The organism is Nitrosovibrio sp. Nv17 (assembly GCF_900119085.1).
GTDB lineage: Bacteria > Pseudomonadota > Gammaproteobacteria > Burkholderiales > Nitrosomonadaceae > Nitrosospira.
In genome coordinates this window covers 1-16,527 of sequence record NZ_FPIQ01000020.1, presented here as the reverse complement: position 1 = coordinate 16,527, position 16,527 = coordinate 1, and the positions used below count along the sequence as shown (strand labels likewise).

The following is a 16,527-nucleotide window of genomic DNA, read 5'->3' as shown; positions in this document are numbered from 1 at the left end:
CCGGTTTCCCTTTCTCGCGCATCATGAGCCGTACAGCCACAGGCTCATCAGCACGAATACGCCCACGATCATGGTGAATGCATAGTGGTAGATGAAGCCGGACTGGAGGCGGCGCACCAGCGCCGCGACCCTGGCCACCGATCGCGCGGCGCCATTGACGATGAGTCCGTCGATAAGCTTGACATCGCCGATCTTCCACAGCCCGCCGCCGAGCGCCCGCGCGCCGCCCGCGAACAGCCACGAGTAGAACTCGTCGATGAAGTACTTGCGATCCAGCAGCGTGTAGAGCGGTCCGGCGGCCCGGCTGATCCTGCCGGGCAGCTCGGTGTTCACCCGGTACAGGTACCAGGCGGCGAAGATGCCGGCCATCGACAGCCAGAACGGCAGGGTGGACAGCGCATGCGCCATCATTCCCGCGACGCCGTGGAATTCCGCCGCCATGCTGGCGATGGCCTCGTGCTCGGGCAGGATCCGGATGGCCTCGCCGAAATAGCCGCCGAACAGCATCGGGCCGATCAGCCAGCCCGCGGCGATGGAGGGAATCGCCAGCACGACGAGCGGCAGCGTCACCACCCAGGGCGACTCGTGCAGGTGCTCCTGCGTGTGGTGGTCCATGCGCGGCTCGCCGTGGAATGTCATGAACACCAGGCGGAAGGTGTAGAAGGCGGTGACGAACACGGTGGTCACCGCGCAGAAATAGGCGAAGCCGGCGCCCGGGATGGCGGCGAAATGCAGGGCCTCGATGATGGCGTCCTTGGAAAAGAAGCCGGCGAAGCCAGGCACGCCCGCGCTTGCCAGCGCGGCGATGAACATGGTCCAGTAGGTGACGGGCATGTAGCGCTTGAGCCCGCCCATCTTGCGCATGTCCTGTTCGTGGTGCATGGCGATGATCACGGAGCCCGCACCGAGGAACAACACCGCCTTGAAGAAGGCATGGGTCATGAGATGGAAAACACCCGCCGAGTAGGCCGACGCCCCCAGGGCCACGGTCATGTAGCCCAGCTGCGACAGGGTCGAGTAGGCCACCACGCGCTTGATGTCGTTCTGCACGATCGCCACCAGCGCCATGAAGAGCGTGGTGATGCCGCCGATCACCAGGATGAACGAGAGCGCGGTCTCGCTCAGCTCGAACAGTGGCGACATGCGGGCTACCATGAATATCCCGGCCGTCACCATGGTGGCGGCGTGGATCAGGGCGGAGATGGGTGTGGGGCCCTCCATCGAGTCCGGCAGCCAGACGTGCAGCGGGAACTGGGCGGACTTGCCCATCGCACCCACGAACAGCAGGATGCACGTCACCGACAGCAGCGCCCAGGGCGCGCCGGGGATGATGTCGATGGTCTCGGTCGCAAGCCGCGGCGCCTGCGTGAAGACTTCGGCGTAATCCAGCGTGCCGGCATGGAGCAGCACCAGCCCGATGCCCAGCAGGAAGCCGAAGTCGCCGACGCGGTTGACCAGGAACGCCTTCAGGTTGGCGTACACCGCCGTGGGGCGGGTATACCAGAAGCCGATCAGAAGATAGGAAACCAGCCCGACCGCTTCCCAGCCGAAGAACAGCTGAAGGAAGTTGTTCGACATCACCAGCATCAGCATCGAGAAAGTGAACAGCGAGATGTAGCTGAAGAAGCGCTGGTATCCGGGATCTCCATGCATGTAGCCGATGGTGTACACGTGCACCATCAGCGATACGCCGCTCACGACCACCATCATCATGGCCGAGAGCCGGTCGATCAGGAATCCGACCTCGAAGTGCATGCCGCCTGAGACGGCCCAGGTATAGACGCTGCCGTTGTAGACGTTGCCCTCCAGCACGTCCATGAAGACGGTGATGGAGGCAGCCACGCACGCCATCATCAGCGCGATGGTGGCACGGTGGCTCCAGGTGGTGCCGATCACGCGGCCGAGCAGCCCCGCGATCAGCGCTCCCGCCAGCGGCGCGAGCGGGATCAGGAGATAGAGCGTCTGCATGTCGGTCATTGGCACCCGCTCCCCTTCCTGGCGCCCATTGCCGGTTCAAGACGTGAAAATGGCATGAATTACCCCTTGAGCTTGTCCAGATCGTCCACGTTGATCGTGTGCAGGCTGCGGAACAGCACCACGAGTATCGCCAGCCCTATGGCGGATTCGGCCGCGGCCACGGTCAGGATGAAGAAGACGAAGATCTGCCCCGCCGTATCTTGCAGATAGTGCGAGAATGCGACGAAGTTCATGTTCACCGCCAGGAGCATCAGCTCTATCGCCATCAGCAGGATGATCACGTTCTTCCTGTTGAGGAAAATTCCGACGATGCTGATGGCGAACAGGATCGCGCCAATGACGAGGTAATGGGAAAGTGAAACCAAGCTTCATGCCCCTTTTTTCAAGACAACGTCAGGAACGGCCCGTGGCCGCTTCTTGTTTTTTTCTTCTTCCGGTTTATTCTTTCTTCTCGGACGGCATCGAAACCATCCTCACGCGATCCCCGCGTCTGACCGCCACCTGCCGGGAAACATCCGGGCTGCGGATGCCGCTGCGCCGCCGCAGGGTCAGCGCGATGGCCGCAACGATGGCCACCAACAGCAATACTGCCGCGAGTTCGAAGGCATAGACGTACTCGGTATAGATCAATCGACCCAGTTCCTTGGTGTTGCTGTAATCGGCCGGGCGTGGTGCCGGGGGCGCCGCGCCGCCGGCACCTTCGCGATCCCCCATCATCACGAACGCCATCTGGGCCGCCATCACGATCCCGAGGAAGGCCCCCACCGGAAACCACTTCCAGAATCCTTCCCGCAGACGGGCGAGATTGATGTCGAGCATCATGACGACGAACAGGAACAACACCATCACCGCTCCGACGTACACCAGCACCAGCGTGATCGCGAGGAACTCCGCCTCCAGCAGCAGCCACAGCCCGGCGGAGGCGAAGAACGCCAGCACCAGCAGCAATGCCGAATGCACCGGGTTGCGGGCCGTGATGACGCCGAGCCCGGACAGCACCAGTATCGCGGAGAAGAAATAGAATGTGGCGTCCTGGAAACTCATGCGTGGTCGTCGGCCGGGTTCATCGGTAGCGCGCGTCCGCCGCCCGGTCTGCCGCGATCTGCTCCTCGTAGCGGTCCCCCACCGCCAGCAGCATCTGCTTGGTGTAGACCAGGTCGCCGCGCTTCTCGCCGTGATACTCGAGGATACGTGTCTCGACGATGGAGTCGACCGGGCACGATTCCTCGCAAAAGCCGCAGAATATGCATTTCGTCAGATCGATGTCGTAGCGCGTGGTGCGGCGGGTGCCATCCTCGCGCTGCTCGGATTCGATGGTGATCGCGAGCGCGGGGCACACCGCCTCGCACAGCTTGCACGCGATGCAGCGTTCCTCCCCGTTGGGATAGCGCCGCAACGCATGGAGCCCGCGGAAGCGGGGGGACTGGGGAGTCTTCTCCTCGGGAAAATACACCGTGATCTTGCGCGCGAACATGTATCGTCCGGTCAGCATCATTCCCTTGACGAGTTCGAACAACAGGAAGGTGCGAAAAAAATCCTTGATCCGATTCATGATTCTCTCCTGTCTCAGTGAAACCACAGGTTGAGCGGGAACGCCTCCCGCAGCGACGGCGGAAGCTGCATGACCAGGCCCACCACCAGGATCCAGACGAGAGTGATGGGAATGAAGACCTTCCACCCCAGACGCATGATCTGGTCATAGCGGTAGCGGGGAAAGGTGGCGCGGAACCAGAGGAAACAGAACAGCAGGAATGCGATCTTCGTCACCAGCCAGATGAACCCCGGAATCATGTTGAAGGGCGCCATGTCGATGGGTGGCAGCCATCCGCCGAGAAAGATGATGCTGGCGAGCGTTGCCACCAGGATCATGTTCGAGTATTCCGCGAGAAAAAACACGGTGAACGCCATGCCCGAATACTCGACGTGGAATCCCGCCACGATCTCGGACTCGCCCTCCGCCACGTCGAACGGAGCGCGGTTGGTCTCGGCCACGCCGGAAATGAAATACACCAGGAACATGGGAAAGAGTGGAATGAGGTACCAGTTGATGAAGCTTCCGCCCTGCTGGCCCCTGACGATATCGCTCAGATTGAGGCTGTGCGACATCATCAACACGCACACCAGCGCAAACCCCATCGCCAGCTCGTAGGATACCACCTGAGCAGCGGAGCGCATGGCACCGAGGAAGGCGTATTTGGAGTTGGAGGCCCAGCCCGCGATGATGACCCCATAGACGCCCATCGAGGTCATGGCCAGTATGTAGAGCAGCCCCGCGTTGATGTCGGCCAGCACCACCTCGGGCGAGAACGGCACCACTGCCCAGGCCGCGAGCGCAGGGGCGAAGGTCAGCACCGGCGCAAGCACGAACAGGAGCTTGTTCGCTCCGCTGGGAATGATGATTTCCTTCATCAGGGCCTTGACCGCGTCCGCGATCGGCTGGCCCCAGCCGCCCAGCCAGGGGATGCCGAAGAAGGTTACGCGATTCGGACCGACGCGCAATTGCATGTAGGCGATGATCTTCCTTTCGGCAAAGGTGAGGTAGGCCACCGCCAGCATCAGCGGCAGCACGATGGCGATGATCAGCAGCGTGTTCTTGGTCAGGACGAAGAGGGCGGGACCCCACTCCGGGCCGAATGCACCCTCGAACAATTGTTGCGCGTATTCCATCAGACTGTCCCGGTTCGCCGCATCACCGCCGCTCCACCGTGATCTCGCCGAACATGCCGCCCAGCCCCGCGGTCGAGGAATGCGCGCAGGCCACCCGCACGCACCCGGCCGGCAACCCGTCGTCGCGGGCGGCCGGCAGCACCACCTCGCCGCTCCCCTGCCGTACCCGCACATGCTCACCCGCCTCGATGCCCAGCGAGACCATCAGCGGCCCCGACATCCAGGCCACCGGCGCGGCGGCGTCATGGGTACGCTGCAGCGATTCGGCCCGGCGCACGATGGGGTCGGCCTGGTAGATCGGCACTTCGCCGATGCGCCGCAGACCGGTGCCGGCCCCGCCGGATTCCACGGCCCCTTCCACGGCGAAACCGGTCAGATCGTTGTTCAGACAGGCGCTCACGTCGCCATCGACCGGCAGGATGTCGGCACGCACCTGCTCCGGCGTATCGTAGCCGAACCCTTCCAGGCCCAGCATGCTGCCCAGCACGCGCAACACCTTCCATGCCGGACGCGCATCACCCAGAGGAGCGACCACGCCATTGAAACTCTGCACCCGCCCTTCGGTGCTGACGAAGGTGCCGGAGGTTTCCGTGAAGGGGGCAATCGGCAGCAGCACGTCGGCATACCCGCCCTCGAGGAGGGTAGGGCTCCGATACGCGCTCATGACGACGACGAGTTCCGCCCCGGCGAGAACTTGCATCGCTCGCTGTGGATTGTGGCTGTCGAGCTCGGGCTCCAGGTTCAGCAGCAGATAGCCCTGACACGGCTGACCGGTGCCCGTGGCAGCATCCAGGCCCAGCATCCGGGCGGCATTCATGCCGCCCGCCTCCGCCTCTCGCGACTGCGTACCGACCATGCCGATGGCATTTGGAGTGGCTCCCGCCAGATAGGCGCCGACGCTGTTGGCGGCTTCTCCCAGCACGCCGAGCCGCGCCTCGACGATACCCGCCAGATGCCGCGCCAGCGCAAGCATGTCCGTATAGTGCGGATGGTGCTGCGCCATGTTGCCGAGCAGGATCGCGGCAGGCCGATGCGCGACGAGGCTCTCGGCCATGGCCCGTGCCGTGTCTGTGACCTCGGTAGCGTCCACCACCGGACGTACGCCGTCGGCGACTTCCACGCCCTTCAGCGCGGCGGCCGCTTTCAGGACCTGCGCCAGGACGCCCGCCATGGCATCGGGTGCGACAATGGCCCGATGGGCGATCTTCGTCAGGAGATCATCGTCCACCGGATTGATGATGCTCAGCCGCGCACCCTGCTTGACCGTCTGGCGCAGGCGCTGGGCGATGAGAGGATGGTCCTTGCGCAGCGTGCTGCCGACCACCAGCGCGGATTTCAGGCTGGAAATATCGGCAACCGCCATGCCCAGCCATGGCGCCCCCTGCAGGTGGCGATCAATGCGGAAATCGGACTGGCGCAGGCGATGATCCACGTTCCCGCTGCCCAGTCCGCGCGCAAGCTTCTGCAGCAGGTAGAGTTCCTCGAGCGTACTGTAGGGCGAGGCCAGTGCTCCGATCCCGGCGGCGCCGTGCCGTGCCTTCACCGACTGCAGGCCGTTGGCGACGAACTCCAGTGCGGACTGCCAGTCGCACGTCTGCCACTCGCCGTCACGCCGGATCATCGGCGTCCGGAGCCGCTCCTCGGAGTTGAGCCCCTCGTAGGAAAAGCGGTCCTTGTCCGCCAACCAGCATTCATTGATCTCTTCCCGCTCCCGCGGCAGCACGCGCATGACGCGATTCTGCTTCACCTGCACCACCAGGTTGGAGCCCAACCCGCAGTGCGGGCTCACCGATTTTCTGCGGGACAGCTCCCAGGTGCGGGCCGAGTAGCGGAAAGGCTTGCTGACCAGGGCACCGACCGGGCACAGGTCGATCATGTTGCCGGAGAGTTCCGAATCCACGGTGCTGCCGACGAACGACAGGATTTCCGAATGTTCGCCCCGCCCGGCCATGCCCAGCTCCATGATGCCGGCGATCTCCTGGCCGAAACGCACGCAGCGGGTGCAGTGGATGCAGCGCGTCATGTCGGTGGAGATCAGCGGCCCCAGGTTCTTGTTCGTCACCACCCGCTTGGCTTCCTGGTAGCGTGATGCGCTCGCACCGTAGCCCACCGCCAAATCCTGGAGCTGGCACTCACCGCCCTGGTCGCAGATTGGGCAGTCGAGCGGATGGTTGATCAGCAGGAATTCCATGACGCCCTTCTGCGCCGTCACCGCCTGCCCGGAATGGGTGGAGACCTTCATCCCCTCCATGGCCGGTGTGGCGCACGCGGGCAAGGGTTTGGGAGCCTTCTCCACCTGCACCAGGCACATGCGGCAATTGGCGGCGATGGACAGCTTCTTGTGATAGCAGAAATGCGGAATGTATATCCCCAGCTTGTTGGCGCCGTCCATGACGGTGCCATTCTTGGCCACGGATACCGGTTTTCCGTCGATTTCGAAATTGATCATCGAATCCTAGCTCCCGGCTGTTGGCCAGCCAGTCTCGTTCCCGCCCTGTCCGCTATACCATGCATCGCTTGTGCTCGATATGGTAGGCGAACTCATCCCGGAAATGCTGGATCATGGCGCGCACCGGCATGGCGGCGGCGTCGCCCAGCGCGCAGATGGTGCGCCCCTGGATGTTGTCGGCGACGTTGTTGAGAAGATCCAGATCCTCCATGCGCCCCTTGCCGGTCTCGATCCGGTGTACCACGCGATAGAGCCAGCCGGTTCCCTCGCGGCAGGGGGTGCACTGGCCGCAGGATTCCTCGAAATAGAAGTACGACAGGCGCTCCAGCGCCCGCACCATGCAGGTGGTCTCATCCATGACGATGACCGCGCCGGAACCCAGCATGGAGCCGGCCTTGGCGATGGAGTCGTAGTCCATGTCGGTCTGCATCATGACGTCCCCGGGCAATACCGGCATCGACGACCCGCCCGGGATGCATCCTTTCAGCCTGCGTCCGCCGCGCATGCCGCCCGCCATCTCCAGCAGGGTGGCGAACGGCGTGCCCAGGGGAATCTCGTAGTTGCCGGGCCGATTGACGTGGCCGGACACCGAGAACAGCTTGGTGCCGCCGTTGTTGGGCCTGCCCAGCTGTAGAAATTTCTCGCCGCCGTTGCGTATGATCCAGGGTACCGAGGAAAACGTCTCGGTGTTGTTGATGGTGGTGGGCTTTCCATAGAGTCCGAAGCTCGCCGGAAACGGGGGCTTGAAGCGCGGTTGGCCCTTCTTTCCCTCGATGGACTCCAGCAGCGCGGTCTCCTCGCCGCATATGTAGGCGCCGTAGCCGTGATGGTTGTACAGCTGGAAGCCGAAGCCGGAACCGAGGATGTCATCGCCCAGGTACCCCGCCGCCCGGGCCTCGTCCACCGCCTCCTCCATGCGTTCGTAGACGTCCCAGATCTCGCCGTGGATGTAGTTGTAGCCCGTCTTGATGCCCATGGCATAGGCGCCGATCAGCATGCCCTCTATCAGGATGTGCGGGTTGTGGCGCATGATGTCCCGATCCTTGAAGGTCCCGGGCTCGCCTTCGTCGGAATTGCACACCAGGTACTTGTCGCCCTCGTATTGCTTGGGCATGAAGCTCCACTTCAGGCCGGTAGGGAAGCCGGCGCCCCCACGTCCGCGCAGGGCGGATTTCTTGACCTCCTCGATGATCTGTTCCGGCGGGATGCGTTCGGAAAGGATCTTCCTCAAGGCGGCGTATCCCTCCCGCTGCTCGTAGCTTCTGAGCCGCCAGTTGTCCGGATCGGAGGGATCCACCCCCGCCGTCAACACCAGTGGGAACCCGGTCATTCAAGATCCTCCAGCAACCGGTCTATCCTGTCGTTGGACATGAAGCTGCACATGCGCTTGTTGTTCACCAGGAGAACGGGGGCGTCGCCGCACGCGCCCATGCATTCGCCCTCCTTCAGGGTGAACCGCCCGTCGGGAGTGGTCTCGTTGAAGCCGATGCCCAGCTTCTGCTTGATGTACGCGGCCGCGTCGTTCCCCCCGGACAACGCACAGGGCAGGTTGGTGCAGACGGTGATCTTGTATCTGCCCAGCGGCTTGAGGTTGTACATGTTGTAGAACGTCGCCACCTCGTACACCGCGATCGGCGGCATGCCCAGATAATGGGCAATGAAGTCCATGGTCTCGTTGGCCAGCCATCCCTTCTCATCCTGGGCAATGGCCAGCGCCGACATCACCGCCGACTGCTTCTGGCTGGCCGGATACTTGGTAAGTTCATGGTCTATCTTCTTCATGGATTCCGGACTCAGCACGCCTGCCTCCGTGCTCTCCTGCCTGTCGATATCGATCATCATCGATCTATCTCGCCGAACACGATGTCCTGGGTACCGATGATGGCCACCACGTCGGCGATCATGTGCCCCCGCGACATCTCGTCCAGTGCGGCCAGGTGCGCGAAGCCCGGCGCCCGGATCTTGAGCCGGTAGGGCATGTTGGCGCCGTCCGATATCAGGTAGATGCCGAACTCCCCCTTCGGGTGCTCGACCGCAACGTAGGTCTCGCCCGGCGGGACATGTATCCCTTCCGTGAACAGCTTGAAGTGGTGGATCAACTCCTCCATGTTCTGCTTCATGTTCACCCGGGGCGGCGGGGCGACCTTGAAGTTGTCGACGATGACCGGCCCCGGGTTCTGCCGCAGCCAGTCGACACACTGCCGGATGATCCGGGTCGACTGGCGGAACTCCTCTATCCGCACAAGGTAACGGTCGTAGCAATCGCCGTTGACGCCGACCGGTATGTCGAAATCCACCCGGTCGTACACCTCGTAGGGCTGCTTCTTGCGCAGGTCCCACTCGACGCCGGAACCGCGCAGCATCGGACCGGTGAAACCCAGCGCCTTGGCGCGCTCGGGCGAGACCACGCCGATCCCCACCAGCCGCTGCTTCCAGATGCGGTTATCGGTCAGCAGGGTCTCGTACTCGTCCACGTAGCCGGGAAAACGATTCGTGAAATCCTCGATGAAATCCAGCAGCGAGCCGCTGCGGTTCTCATTGAGAATTTCCACGCTCTTCTCGTTGCGTACCTTCGACGCCTGATACTGCGGCATCGAGTCGGGCAGGTCGCGATAGACGCCTCCCGGCCGGTAGTAGGCGGCATGCATCCTGGCGCCCGAGACCGCTTCGTAGCAATCCATCAGATCTTCACGATCGCGAAAGGCGTAGAGGAACACGGTCATCGCGCCCACGTCCAGCGCGTGCGCGCCCAGCCATAGCAGGTGGTTGAGGATGCGCGTGATCTCGTCGAACATCACGCGGATGTACTGCGCACGCACGGGCACTTCGATCTGCAGCAGCTTTTCGATGGCCATCACGTACGCATGCTCGTTGACCATCATGGAAACGTAGTCCAGGCGATCCATGTACGGCACCGACTGGATGTAGGTCTTGTTCTCCGCCAATTTCTCGGTGGCGCGATGCAGCAGGCCGATGTGCGGATCGGCACGCTGCACCACTTCGCCGTCGAGTTCCAGCACCAGGCGCAGCACTCCGTGCGCCGCCGGGTGCTGCGGACCGAAATTCATGGTGTAGTTGCGTATCTCGGCCATATCAGACGAATGCCTGTCGCGAAACTGTCATTCGCTGTCCCCATAATGCTCTTCACGAATCACGCGCGGCGTGATCTGGCGCGGTTCGATGGTGACAGGCTGGTAGATCACTCGCTGCTGGTCTGGATCGTAGCGCATTTCGACGTTGCCGCTGAGCGGAAAATCCTTGCGGAACGGATTGCCGATGAAACCATAGTCCGTGAGAATGCGCCGCAGATCGGGATGGCCGGTAAAGACGATGCCGAAGAGATCGAACGCCTCGCGCTCGAACCAGTTGACGGCAGGCCATACGCCGATCACCGACTCCAGCACCGGGAATTCGTCATCCGGCGCGAACACCCGGACCCGCAGGCGATGATTGTGCACGATGGAAAGCAGGTGATACACCACGGCAAAGCGCTTGCCCGCCGCGTTTGCTGGAAAATCGTCGACGTCGTATCTGCCGTATGTCAGATAGTCCACGCCACAGAGATCGACGAGCATGTCCAGGGCCAGGTCGGGATGGTCCCTCAGCACTCGCAACGATTCCAGCGCGTGTGCCGAATCCAGGGTCAGCGTCAGTTCGGCCAGCCGCTCGTCCAGGCTGACGATCCGTTCGTCCAGCACGTTTTTCAGGCAAAGAGAGAGCGTTTCCAGACGGGAGGAAGACATGGCGGAACTAGCGGGCAATGGTATTGGTGCGGTGGATCTTGTTCTGGAGCTGGATGATGCCGTAGAGCAGCGCTTCCGCCGTGGGGGGACAGCCGGGCACGTAGATGTCGACGGGCACGATGCGATCGCAGCCGCGAACGACGGAGTAGGAATAATGGTAGTAGCCGCCGCCATTGGCGCAGGAACCCATGGAAATGACCCAGCGCGGCTCGGCCATCTGATCATAGACCTTGCGCAATGCCGGAGCCATCTTGTTGCACAGTGTGCCGGCGACGATCATCACGTCCGATTGTCGCGGGCTTGGACGGAAAACGATACCGAAGCGGTCGAGATCATAGCGCGAGGCACCCGCCTGCATCATCTCCACCGCGCAACACGCCAGACCGAAGGTCATCGGCCACATGGATCCGGTGCGACCCCAGTTGATCACGTTGTCCAGGCCCGTGGTGACGAAGCCCTTTTCCATCACGCCGCCTGTGCTCATCGCATCAATCCCATTCCAGGGCACCCTTGTTCCATTCGTAGATGAAACCGACGACCAGTATGCCCAGAAACACCATCATCGCCACGAACCCGAAGGTCCCGATTTCGTTCAGCACCACCGCCCACGGAAACAGAAAGGCGATTTCCAGGTCGAACAAAATGAACAGGATGGCGACCAGGTAGTAGCGCACATCGAATTTCATGCGCGCATCCTCGAACGCCTCGAAGCCACATTCGTAGGGAGAAAGCTTCTCGTTGTCGGGACGATTGGGGGCGCACAGCCAGCCCAGCGCCATGGGAACCACTCCTATGGCGAGGCCAAGCAGAATGAACAGCAGAATGGGGAAATAGTTTTCGAGCATCGGTATGATCAAATAATATAGGACGAAGAACCTGCCTACCGTTTATGCCCTGCGTATCCATCGTCACGCAGACCCCAACCTTGTTCCATCACTGGTGCCGACGGCGAGACTCGAACTCGCACAGCTTGCGCCACCGCCCCCTCAAGACGGCGTGTCTACCAATTCCACCACGTCGGCGGCTTAAACTGAGTCTCGGTCCGGCGCAATCATATTAGAACGCGGGGCCGGTCGATTGTTCAACCGGGCGTGCTACTCCGGTATTTCCGCTGCCTTGGACCCTCCTGCTGCGTCCGGTACCGGTGGTACCGGCTCTACCGGTTTGACGGATTGGGCAGGTGCCACCTTGTCCATGACACCCCCCCCATCCGTCTTCTGGTTGGAAAGATAGGTCAGGCCGAGGCTGGTGATGAAGAACACCGTCGCCAGGATGCCCGTGGCCCTGCTCAGGAAGTTCGCCGAGCCACTGGCACCGAACAGGCTGCCCGAAGAGCCGCTGCCGAACGCGGCGCCCATGTCGGCACCCTTGCCATGCTGGAGCAACACCAGGACGATCACGGCGATCGCCGACAGCACGTGCACGATCCAGATGAATGTCTCCAACGCACCTACTCCAATGTCAGCGTGAGCCCGCGCCTGCCGCACGGCAGATCGCGATGAACTCGTCGGCGACGAGTGAGGCGCCGCCGACCAGCCCGCCATCGATATCCGGCATGGCGAACAGTTCCGCCGCATTGTCCGCCTTGACGCTGCCGCCATACAGAATCTTCACCGGCGCCGCCACTCCCGCATCATGGGCGGCGATCCTGCCGCGCAGGAAGGCATGCACCTCCTGGGCCTGGCCTGGCGTGGCGGTCCTTCCGGTACCGATGGCCCATACCGGTTCGTAGGCCAATACCGCCCTGGACAAGGCGGCGATGCCGACCGATTCGATGACCGCATCCAGCTGCCGCGCCACGACCTGTTCGGTCACGTTGGCTTCGCGCTGATCCAGGGTTTCCCCTAGACAGAGGATGGGCGTCAACCCCGCCTGCAGGGCCGCAGCGAACTTGAGCGCCACCGTATCATCATTTTCACCGTACAGCGCACGCCGTTCAGAGTGGCCGATGATGGCGTAGCGGCAACCGAAGTCCAGCAGCATCGCTGTGGACACTTCACCGGTGTATGCACCCTTCTCATGCTGGCTGACGTTCTGGGCGCCCCACTGGATAGACGTGTCGCGCAACAGGGACTGCGCCTGGAACAGGTAGGGGTAGGGTACGCACACCGCGAAATCGGCATCTTGTACCGTTTTCGTCCCGGCAACGATCGCAGCCAGCAATTCCCGGTTCTGCGCAATGCCGCCGTGCATTTTCCAGTTGCCTGCAACCAGTTTCCGACGCACAGTCATCGCTACTGCCTTTATCATGGAAAGCAGCGAATGTTACCTGTGAATGGGTAGCCGGTCAATCCAAAAGGCGGGCAGTACGCGCCTGGATGAAGACCTGCAAGATCGGCCCGGCCAACGCCGGGAATAACCGTTATGCATACGCTGGAAGCGCGCACTGGATACCGGGACCGACGATGCGGGCCGGAGGCTCCGCGAGGAGTGACGGGTGACAGGAGGCCGGCACTCCCGGCCGCGGTCCCTCCAGGCGTGGAATCGGGATTCCCTCAACCGAAACGGCCGGTGATATAGTCTTCCGTCTGCTTGTTCTTGGGTTTGATGAAGATCGTATCGGTCACGTCGAACTCGATGATTTCACCCAGGTACATGTAGGCGGTATAGTCGGATACGCGCGCCGCCTGCTGCATGTTGTGGGTGACGATAAGGATGGTGACCCTGTCTTTAAGATCTGCAATGAGTTCTTCGATGCTCGCGGTGGCGATGGGATCGAGCGCCGAGGTCGGTTCGTCGAACAGGAGTATCTCGGGATCGGTGGCCAGCGCCCGCGCGATGCACAGGCGCTGCTGCTGACCACCCGACAGATTGTAAGCGAGGTGATTCAGGCGATCCTTCACCTCATCCCACAGGGCGGCGTCGCGCAGCGCCTCCTCCACCTTCTCGTCGAGCACTGCGCGCTGCCGCACCCCTCGCACCCGCAGGCCGTACGCCACGTTCTCATAGATGGATTTCGGAAAGGGATTGGGTTTCTGGAACACCATGCTGACGCGCATGCGTACCTCGATCGGGTCCACGGTACGCGACAGGATGTTGACATTGTCCGGATAGAGAATGATCTCGCCCACATAGCGATTTCCCGGATAAAGGTCGTGCATGCGGTTGAAGCAGCGCAGATAGGTGGACTTCCCACAGCCGGAAGGTCCGATCAGCGCAGTGACCTGCTTCTCGTGCAGCACCATGTTGATGTTCTTGAGCGCGCTGAATGCCCCGTAATAGAAGCTCAGATCCCTGACTTCGGACTTGCGTGGAATCGGCGCAACGTCGGGAGTCGTGTGGTTTCGTACCAGCCCCTCTACCATTTGATGTTCTTGCGCATGCGGTAACGCAGATAGATGGCCAGGGCATTCATGGTGAGCGTCATCATCACCAGCACCAGTCCTGCCGCCGCCGCGTTGACCTGGAACGCCTCCTCCGGTCGGGAAACCCAGTTGAACATCTGGATCGGCATCACCGTGAACGGCGCCATCAGCCACTCCATCGACAGATAGGGAAACTCTGCCTTGATCGGGGATGGTGGCAGGAACGCGATGAACGTCAGCGCCCCGATGGTGATGATGGGCGCCGTTTCTCCGATCGCGCGCGCCAGACCGATGATGACCCCCGTCAGGATGCCCGCTGCAGAATAGGGAAGAATGTGGTCGGACACGGTCTGCCATCGGGTTGCTCCCAGGGCATACGCGCCCTCGCGGATGGTGACGGGAATCGCGCGGATGGCCTCCCGTGTCGCAACGATCACGATCGGGAGTATCAGCAATGCCAGCGCAAGGCCCGCCGAGAGAATGCTCTGCCCGAATTCCAGTTGGTGCACGAACAGGCTGAGCGCCAGCAATCCGTAGATGATGGACGGCACGCCGGCAAGATTGGTCACATTGACTTCGATGATCTCGGTCAGGAGATTCTTGGCCGCATATTCCTCCAGGTAGATGCCGGCCCCGATTCCCATGGGTACAGCGGCAAACGCCGTCACCACCATGACAAGCGTGGTTCCCACCCATGCCGACAGGATGCCCGCCGACTCGGGCCGGCGCGACGGAAAAGAACTGAAGAAATCCCAGGAGAGGCGTGGCATTCCCTCGACCAGCATGTGCGAGAACAGCGCCATGAATGTCAGTATCGCGACCATCAGAACGAACACCCCGACGGTCATGAACACCACGTCCAGCATCTTGTGGCGCGCGATGATGGCACGGATGACGCTCAGATCCTTTTCATTCTGCATCGATCGCATCCATGGAGCGAATCGCATGACAACAAGATCGCGGTTCAGGCAGCGGGATCGGGCAACACAAGCATGGCGGCTTCATCGCGGTCCGTTCAGTAGATTTCACGGTAGCGTTTGCGCAGCAGATGGCCGATCACGTTGAACGCGAGTGTCAGCAGGAGCAGCGTCAGCCCGGCCGCGAAGATGGTCTGATAGCCAATGCTGCCATGCGGCAGGTCGCCCAGGCTCACCTGTACGATGTAGGCGGTGATGGTGGCCGCGGGCTCCATCGGATTCCAGGTCAGGTTGGGCTGCATGCCCGCCGCCACCGCCACGACCATGGTCTCCCCCACCGCGCGCGAGATACCGAGGATGTAGGCTGCGGCGATGCCCGAGATGGCGGCCGGCATGACCACTCGCAGCGCGGTCTGCAACCGGGTGGCACCCATCGCATAGGACCCCTCGCGCAGGTGCATCGGTACCGCACGCATCGCGTCCTCGGCCATCGAGCTGACGTAGGGAATGATCATGACACCCATCACCAGCCCTGCGGAAAGCAGATTGAAGCCGGGCAGTTCGGGGAAAATGACCTGCAACAGGGGCGTGACGAACAGCAGCGCGAAATAGCCGTAGACCACGGTCGGCACGCCACCCAGCAGCTCCAGGAACGGCTTGGCGACCTCACGCACCGTGAAGGGCGCGAACTCCGAGAGATAGATGGCGGTGATGGTGCCCATCGGGATCGCCACCAGCAGCGCCACAGCCGAACTGACTGCGGTGCCGGAGATCAGGGGAAGTATCCCGTAGTGCGCATCGTCGAACAGTGGCGTCCACTGGGTATCCGTCAGGAAGTCCCAGAGGGGAACATGCTCGAAGAAAACGACCGACTCCTTCACCAGCATCATCACGATGGCCAGGGTGATCATCACCGACACAAAGGCCATCAGGAACAGTATCGCCTCGATGAGGCGCTCGCCCAGGTGGCGGCGATAGCTGTACCCAAGCTTCCCGGGATGAGAGGTATCTGCAGGAGAGTGTGCGGTCAAAAAAATGCCTTCCGGGAAGAGTACCTTTCTTGGAGGCTCGATACTACGATGACCATATTACATTTTCGTGACATGCAGGAACAGGTCCAGGTAGAAACGAGGGCCTCGCACGCATGCAGATGGGGCTCTGGAGGAGCGGAATCGCTTCTGCCCAAACGGCGATGGCCCCGGATTCCGTTCAGAACCGGGGCCATCGCTAGGCCGCATGGAATTCATGATCAATACTTCGGAAAAGCTGTCCTCCACTCATTCCTGCTCATCGTCTGCGGGCTCGTCGGATTCTTCCTGGGAGGGGCTGCTGGAGGAATCCTCGTCGTCGTCGTCCTCATCGTCGTCGTCGTCCTCCTCCTTGGAGGACTTGAGCACCATCTTGCCCTCCTTGAGGCTGGCATTGAGGTCGGTCTCGGCGACCTCCTTGTGCACCAGGTTCTGGTGGCA

17 protein-coding genes, 1 tRNA gene and 1 pseudogene are annotated in these 16,527 nt (G+C 62.0%); all 19 read right to left on the bottom strand.

Annotation, left to right across the window (positions count from 1 at the left end; translation table 11 throughout):
- Positions 1-21: 21 nt before the first annotated feature.
- Complete coding sequence (gene nuoL / locus BT108_RS10745) at positions 22-1,977, bottom strand: NADH-quinone oxidoreductase subunit L (RefSeq protein ID WP_083566399.1); 1,956 nt, start codon at positions 1,975-1,977, stop codon at positions 22-24.
- 59 nt (positions 1,978-2,036) lie between these two features.
- Positions 2,037-2,342, bottom strand: coding sequence for an NADH-quinone oxidoreductase subunit NuoK (gene nuoK / locus BT108_RS10740; RefSeq protein ID WP_072294529.1), 306 nt, complete (start codon positions 2,340-2,342; stop codon positions 2,037-2,039).
- Between the two features lie 73 nt (positions 2,343-2,415).
- Positions 2,416-3,021 (bottom strand): NADH-quinone oxidoreductase subunit J, encoded by a 606-nt coding sequence (locus tag BT108_RS10735; protein WP_072294528.1) that lies wholly within the window; start codon positions 3,019-3,021, stop codon positions 2,416-2,418.
- A gap of 19 nt (positions 3,022-3,040) precedes the next feature.
- Entirely contained in the window at positions 3,041-3,529 is a 489-nt protein-coding gene (gene nuoI, locus BT108_RS10730; protein WP_072294527.1) for an NADH-quinone oxidoreductase subunit NuoI, read from the bottom strand.
- A gap of 14 nt (positions 3,530-3,543) precedes the next feature.
- Entirely contained in the window at positions 3,544-4,644 is a 1,101-nt protein-coding gene (gene nuoH, locus BT108_RS10725) for an NADH-quinone oxidoreductase subunit NuoH (RefSeq protein ID WP_072294526.1), read from the bottom strand.
- A gap of 22 nt (positions 4,645-4,666) precedes the next feature.
- Entirely contained in the window at positions 4,667-7,093 is a 2,427-nt protein-coding gene (nuoG, locus tag BT108_RS10720; RefSeq protein WP_072294525.1) for an NADH-quinone oxidoreductase subunit NuoG, read from the bottom strand.
- A 52-nt stretch (positions 7,094-7,145) separates the two neighbouring features.
- Positions 7,146-8,423, bottom strand: a complete 1,278-nt coding sequence (gene nuoF / locus BT108_RS10715) for an NADH-quinone oxidoreductase subunit NuoF (RefSeq protein WP_072294524.1) — start codon at positions 8,421-8,423, stop codon at positions 7,146-7,148.
- Positions 8,420-8,893 carry an NADH-quinone oxidoreductase subunit NuoE gene (nuoE, locus tag BT108_RS10710; RefSeq protein ID WP_072294556.1) on the bottom strand — a complete coding sequence of 158 codons (474 nt, stop codon included), beginning with the start codon at positions 8,891-8,893 and terminating at the stop codon, positions 8,420-8,422. Before nuoE ends, nuoF begins: the two co-directional genes overlap by 4 nt.
- Before the next feature lie 38 nt (positions 8,894-8,931).
- Positions 8,932-10,185 (bottom strand): NADH-quinone oxidoreductase subunit D, encoded by a 1,254-nt coding sequence (locus tag BT108_RS10705; protein WP_072294523.1) that lies wholly within the window; start codon positions 10,183-10,185, stop codon positions 8,932-8,934.
- 27 nt (positions 10,186-10,212) lie between these two features.
- Positions 10,213-10,836, bottom strand: a complete 624-nt coding sequence (locus tag BT108_RS10700) for an NADH-quinone oxidoreductase subunit C (protein WP_072294522.1) — start codon at positions 10,834-10,836, stop codon at positions 10,213-10,215.
- Positions 10,837-10,843: 7 nt separating this feature from the next.
- Positions 10,844-11,320 (bottom strand): NuoB/complex I 20 kDa subunit family protein, encoded by a 477-nt coding sequence (locus BT108_RS10695; protein WP_072294521.1) that lies wholly within the window; start codon positions 11,318-11,320, stop codon positions 10,844-10,846.
- A 4-nt stretch (positions 11,321-11,324) separates the two neighbouring features.
- Positions 11,325-11,681 (bottom strand): NADH-quinone oxidoreductase subunit A, encoded by a 357-nt coding sequence (locus BT108_RS10690; RefSeq protein WP_072294520.1) that lies wholly within the window; start codon positions 11,679-11,681, stop codon positions 11,325-11,327.
- Between the two features lie 92 nt (positions 11,682-11,773).
- Positions 11,774-11,858 (bottom strand) — tRNA-Leu (locus tag BT108_RS10685).
- Positions 11,859-11,930: 72 nt separating this feature from the next.
- Positions 11,931-12,281: a preprotein translocase subunit SecG gene (gene secG / locus BT108_RS10680; protein WP_177257306.1), complete on the bottom strand. Its 351-nt coding sequence runs from the start codon at positions 12,279-12,281 to the stop codon at positions 11,931-11,933.
- Between the two features lie 16 nt (positions 12,282-12,297).
- Positions 12,298-13,062 carry a triose-phosphate isomerase gene (gene tpiA / locus BT108_RS10675; protein WP_072294554.1) on the bottom strand — a complete coding sequence of 255 codons (765 nt, stop codon included), beginning with the start codon at positions 13,060-13,062 and terminating at the stop codon, positions 12,298-12,300.
- 269 nt (positions 13,063-13,331) lie between these two features.
- Positions 13,332-14,141 (bottom strand): phosphate ABC transporter ATP-binding protein PstB, encoded by an 810-nt coding sequence (gene pstB, locus BT108_RS10670; protein ID WP_072294519.1) that lies wholly within the window; start codon positions 14,139-14,141, stop codon positions 13,332-13,334.
- The gene (pstA, locus tag BT108_RS10665; RefSeq protein ID WP_072294518.1) at positions 14,135-15,061 is read right to left on the bottom strand and encodes a phosphate ABC transporter permease PstA; all 927 of its coding nucleotides are present in this window, start codon (positions 15,059-15,061) and stop codon (positions 14,135-14,137) included. The genes pstB and pstA overlap by 7 nt, the downstream gene beginning before the upstream one ends.
- A gap of 95 nt (positions 15,062-15,156) precedes the next feature.
- Entirely contained in the window at positions 15,157-16,089 is a 933-nt protein-coding gene (gene pstC / locus BT108_RS10660) for a phosphate ABC transporter permease subunit PstC (RefSeq protein WP_072294517.1), read from the bottom strand.
- 246 nt (positions 16,090-16,335) lie between these two features.
- A pseudogene (locus BT108_RS10655) lies at positions 16,336-16,527 on the bottom strand (cytochrome C); the annotation flags it as partial.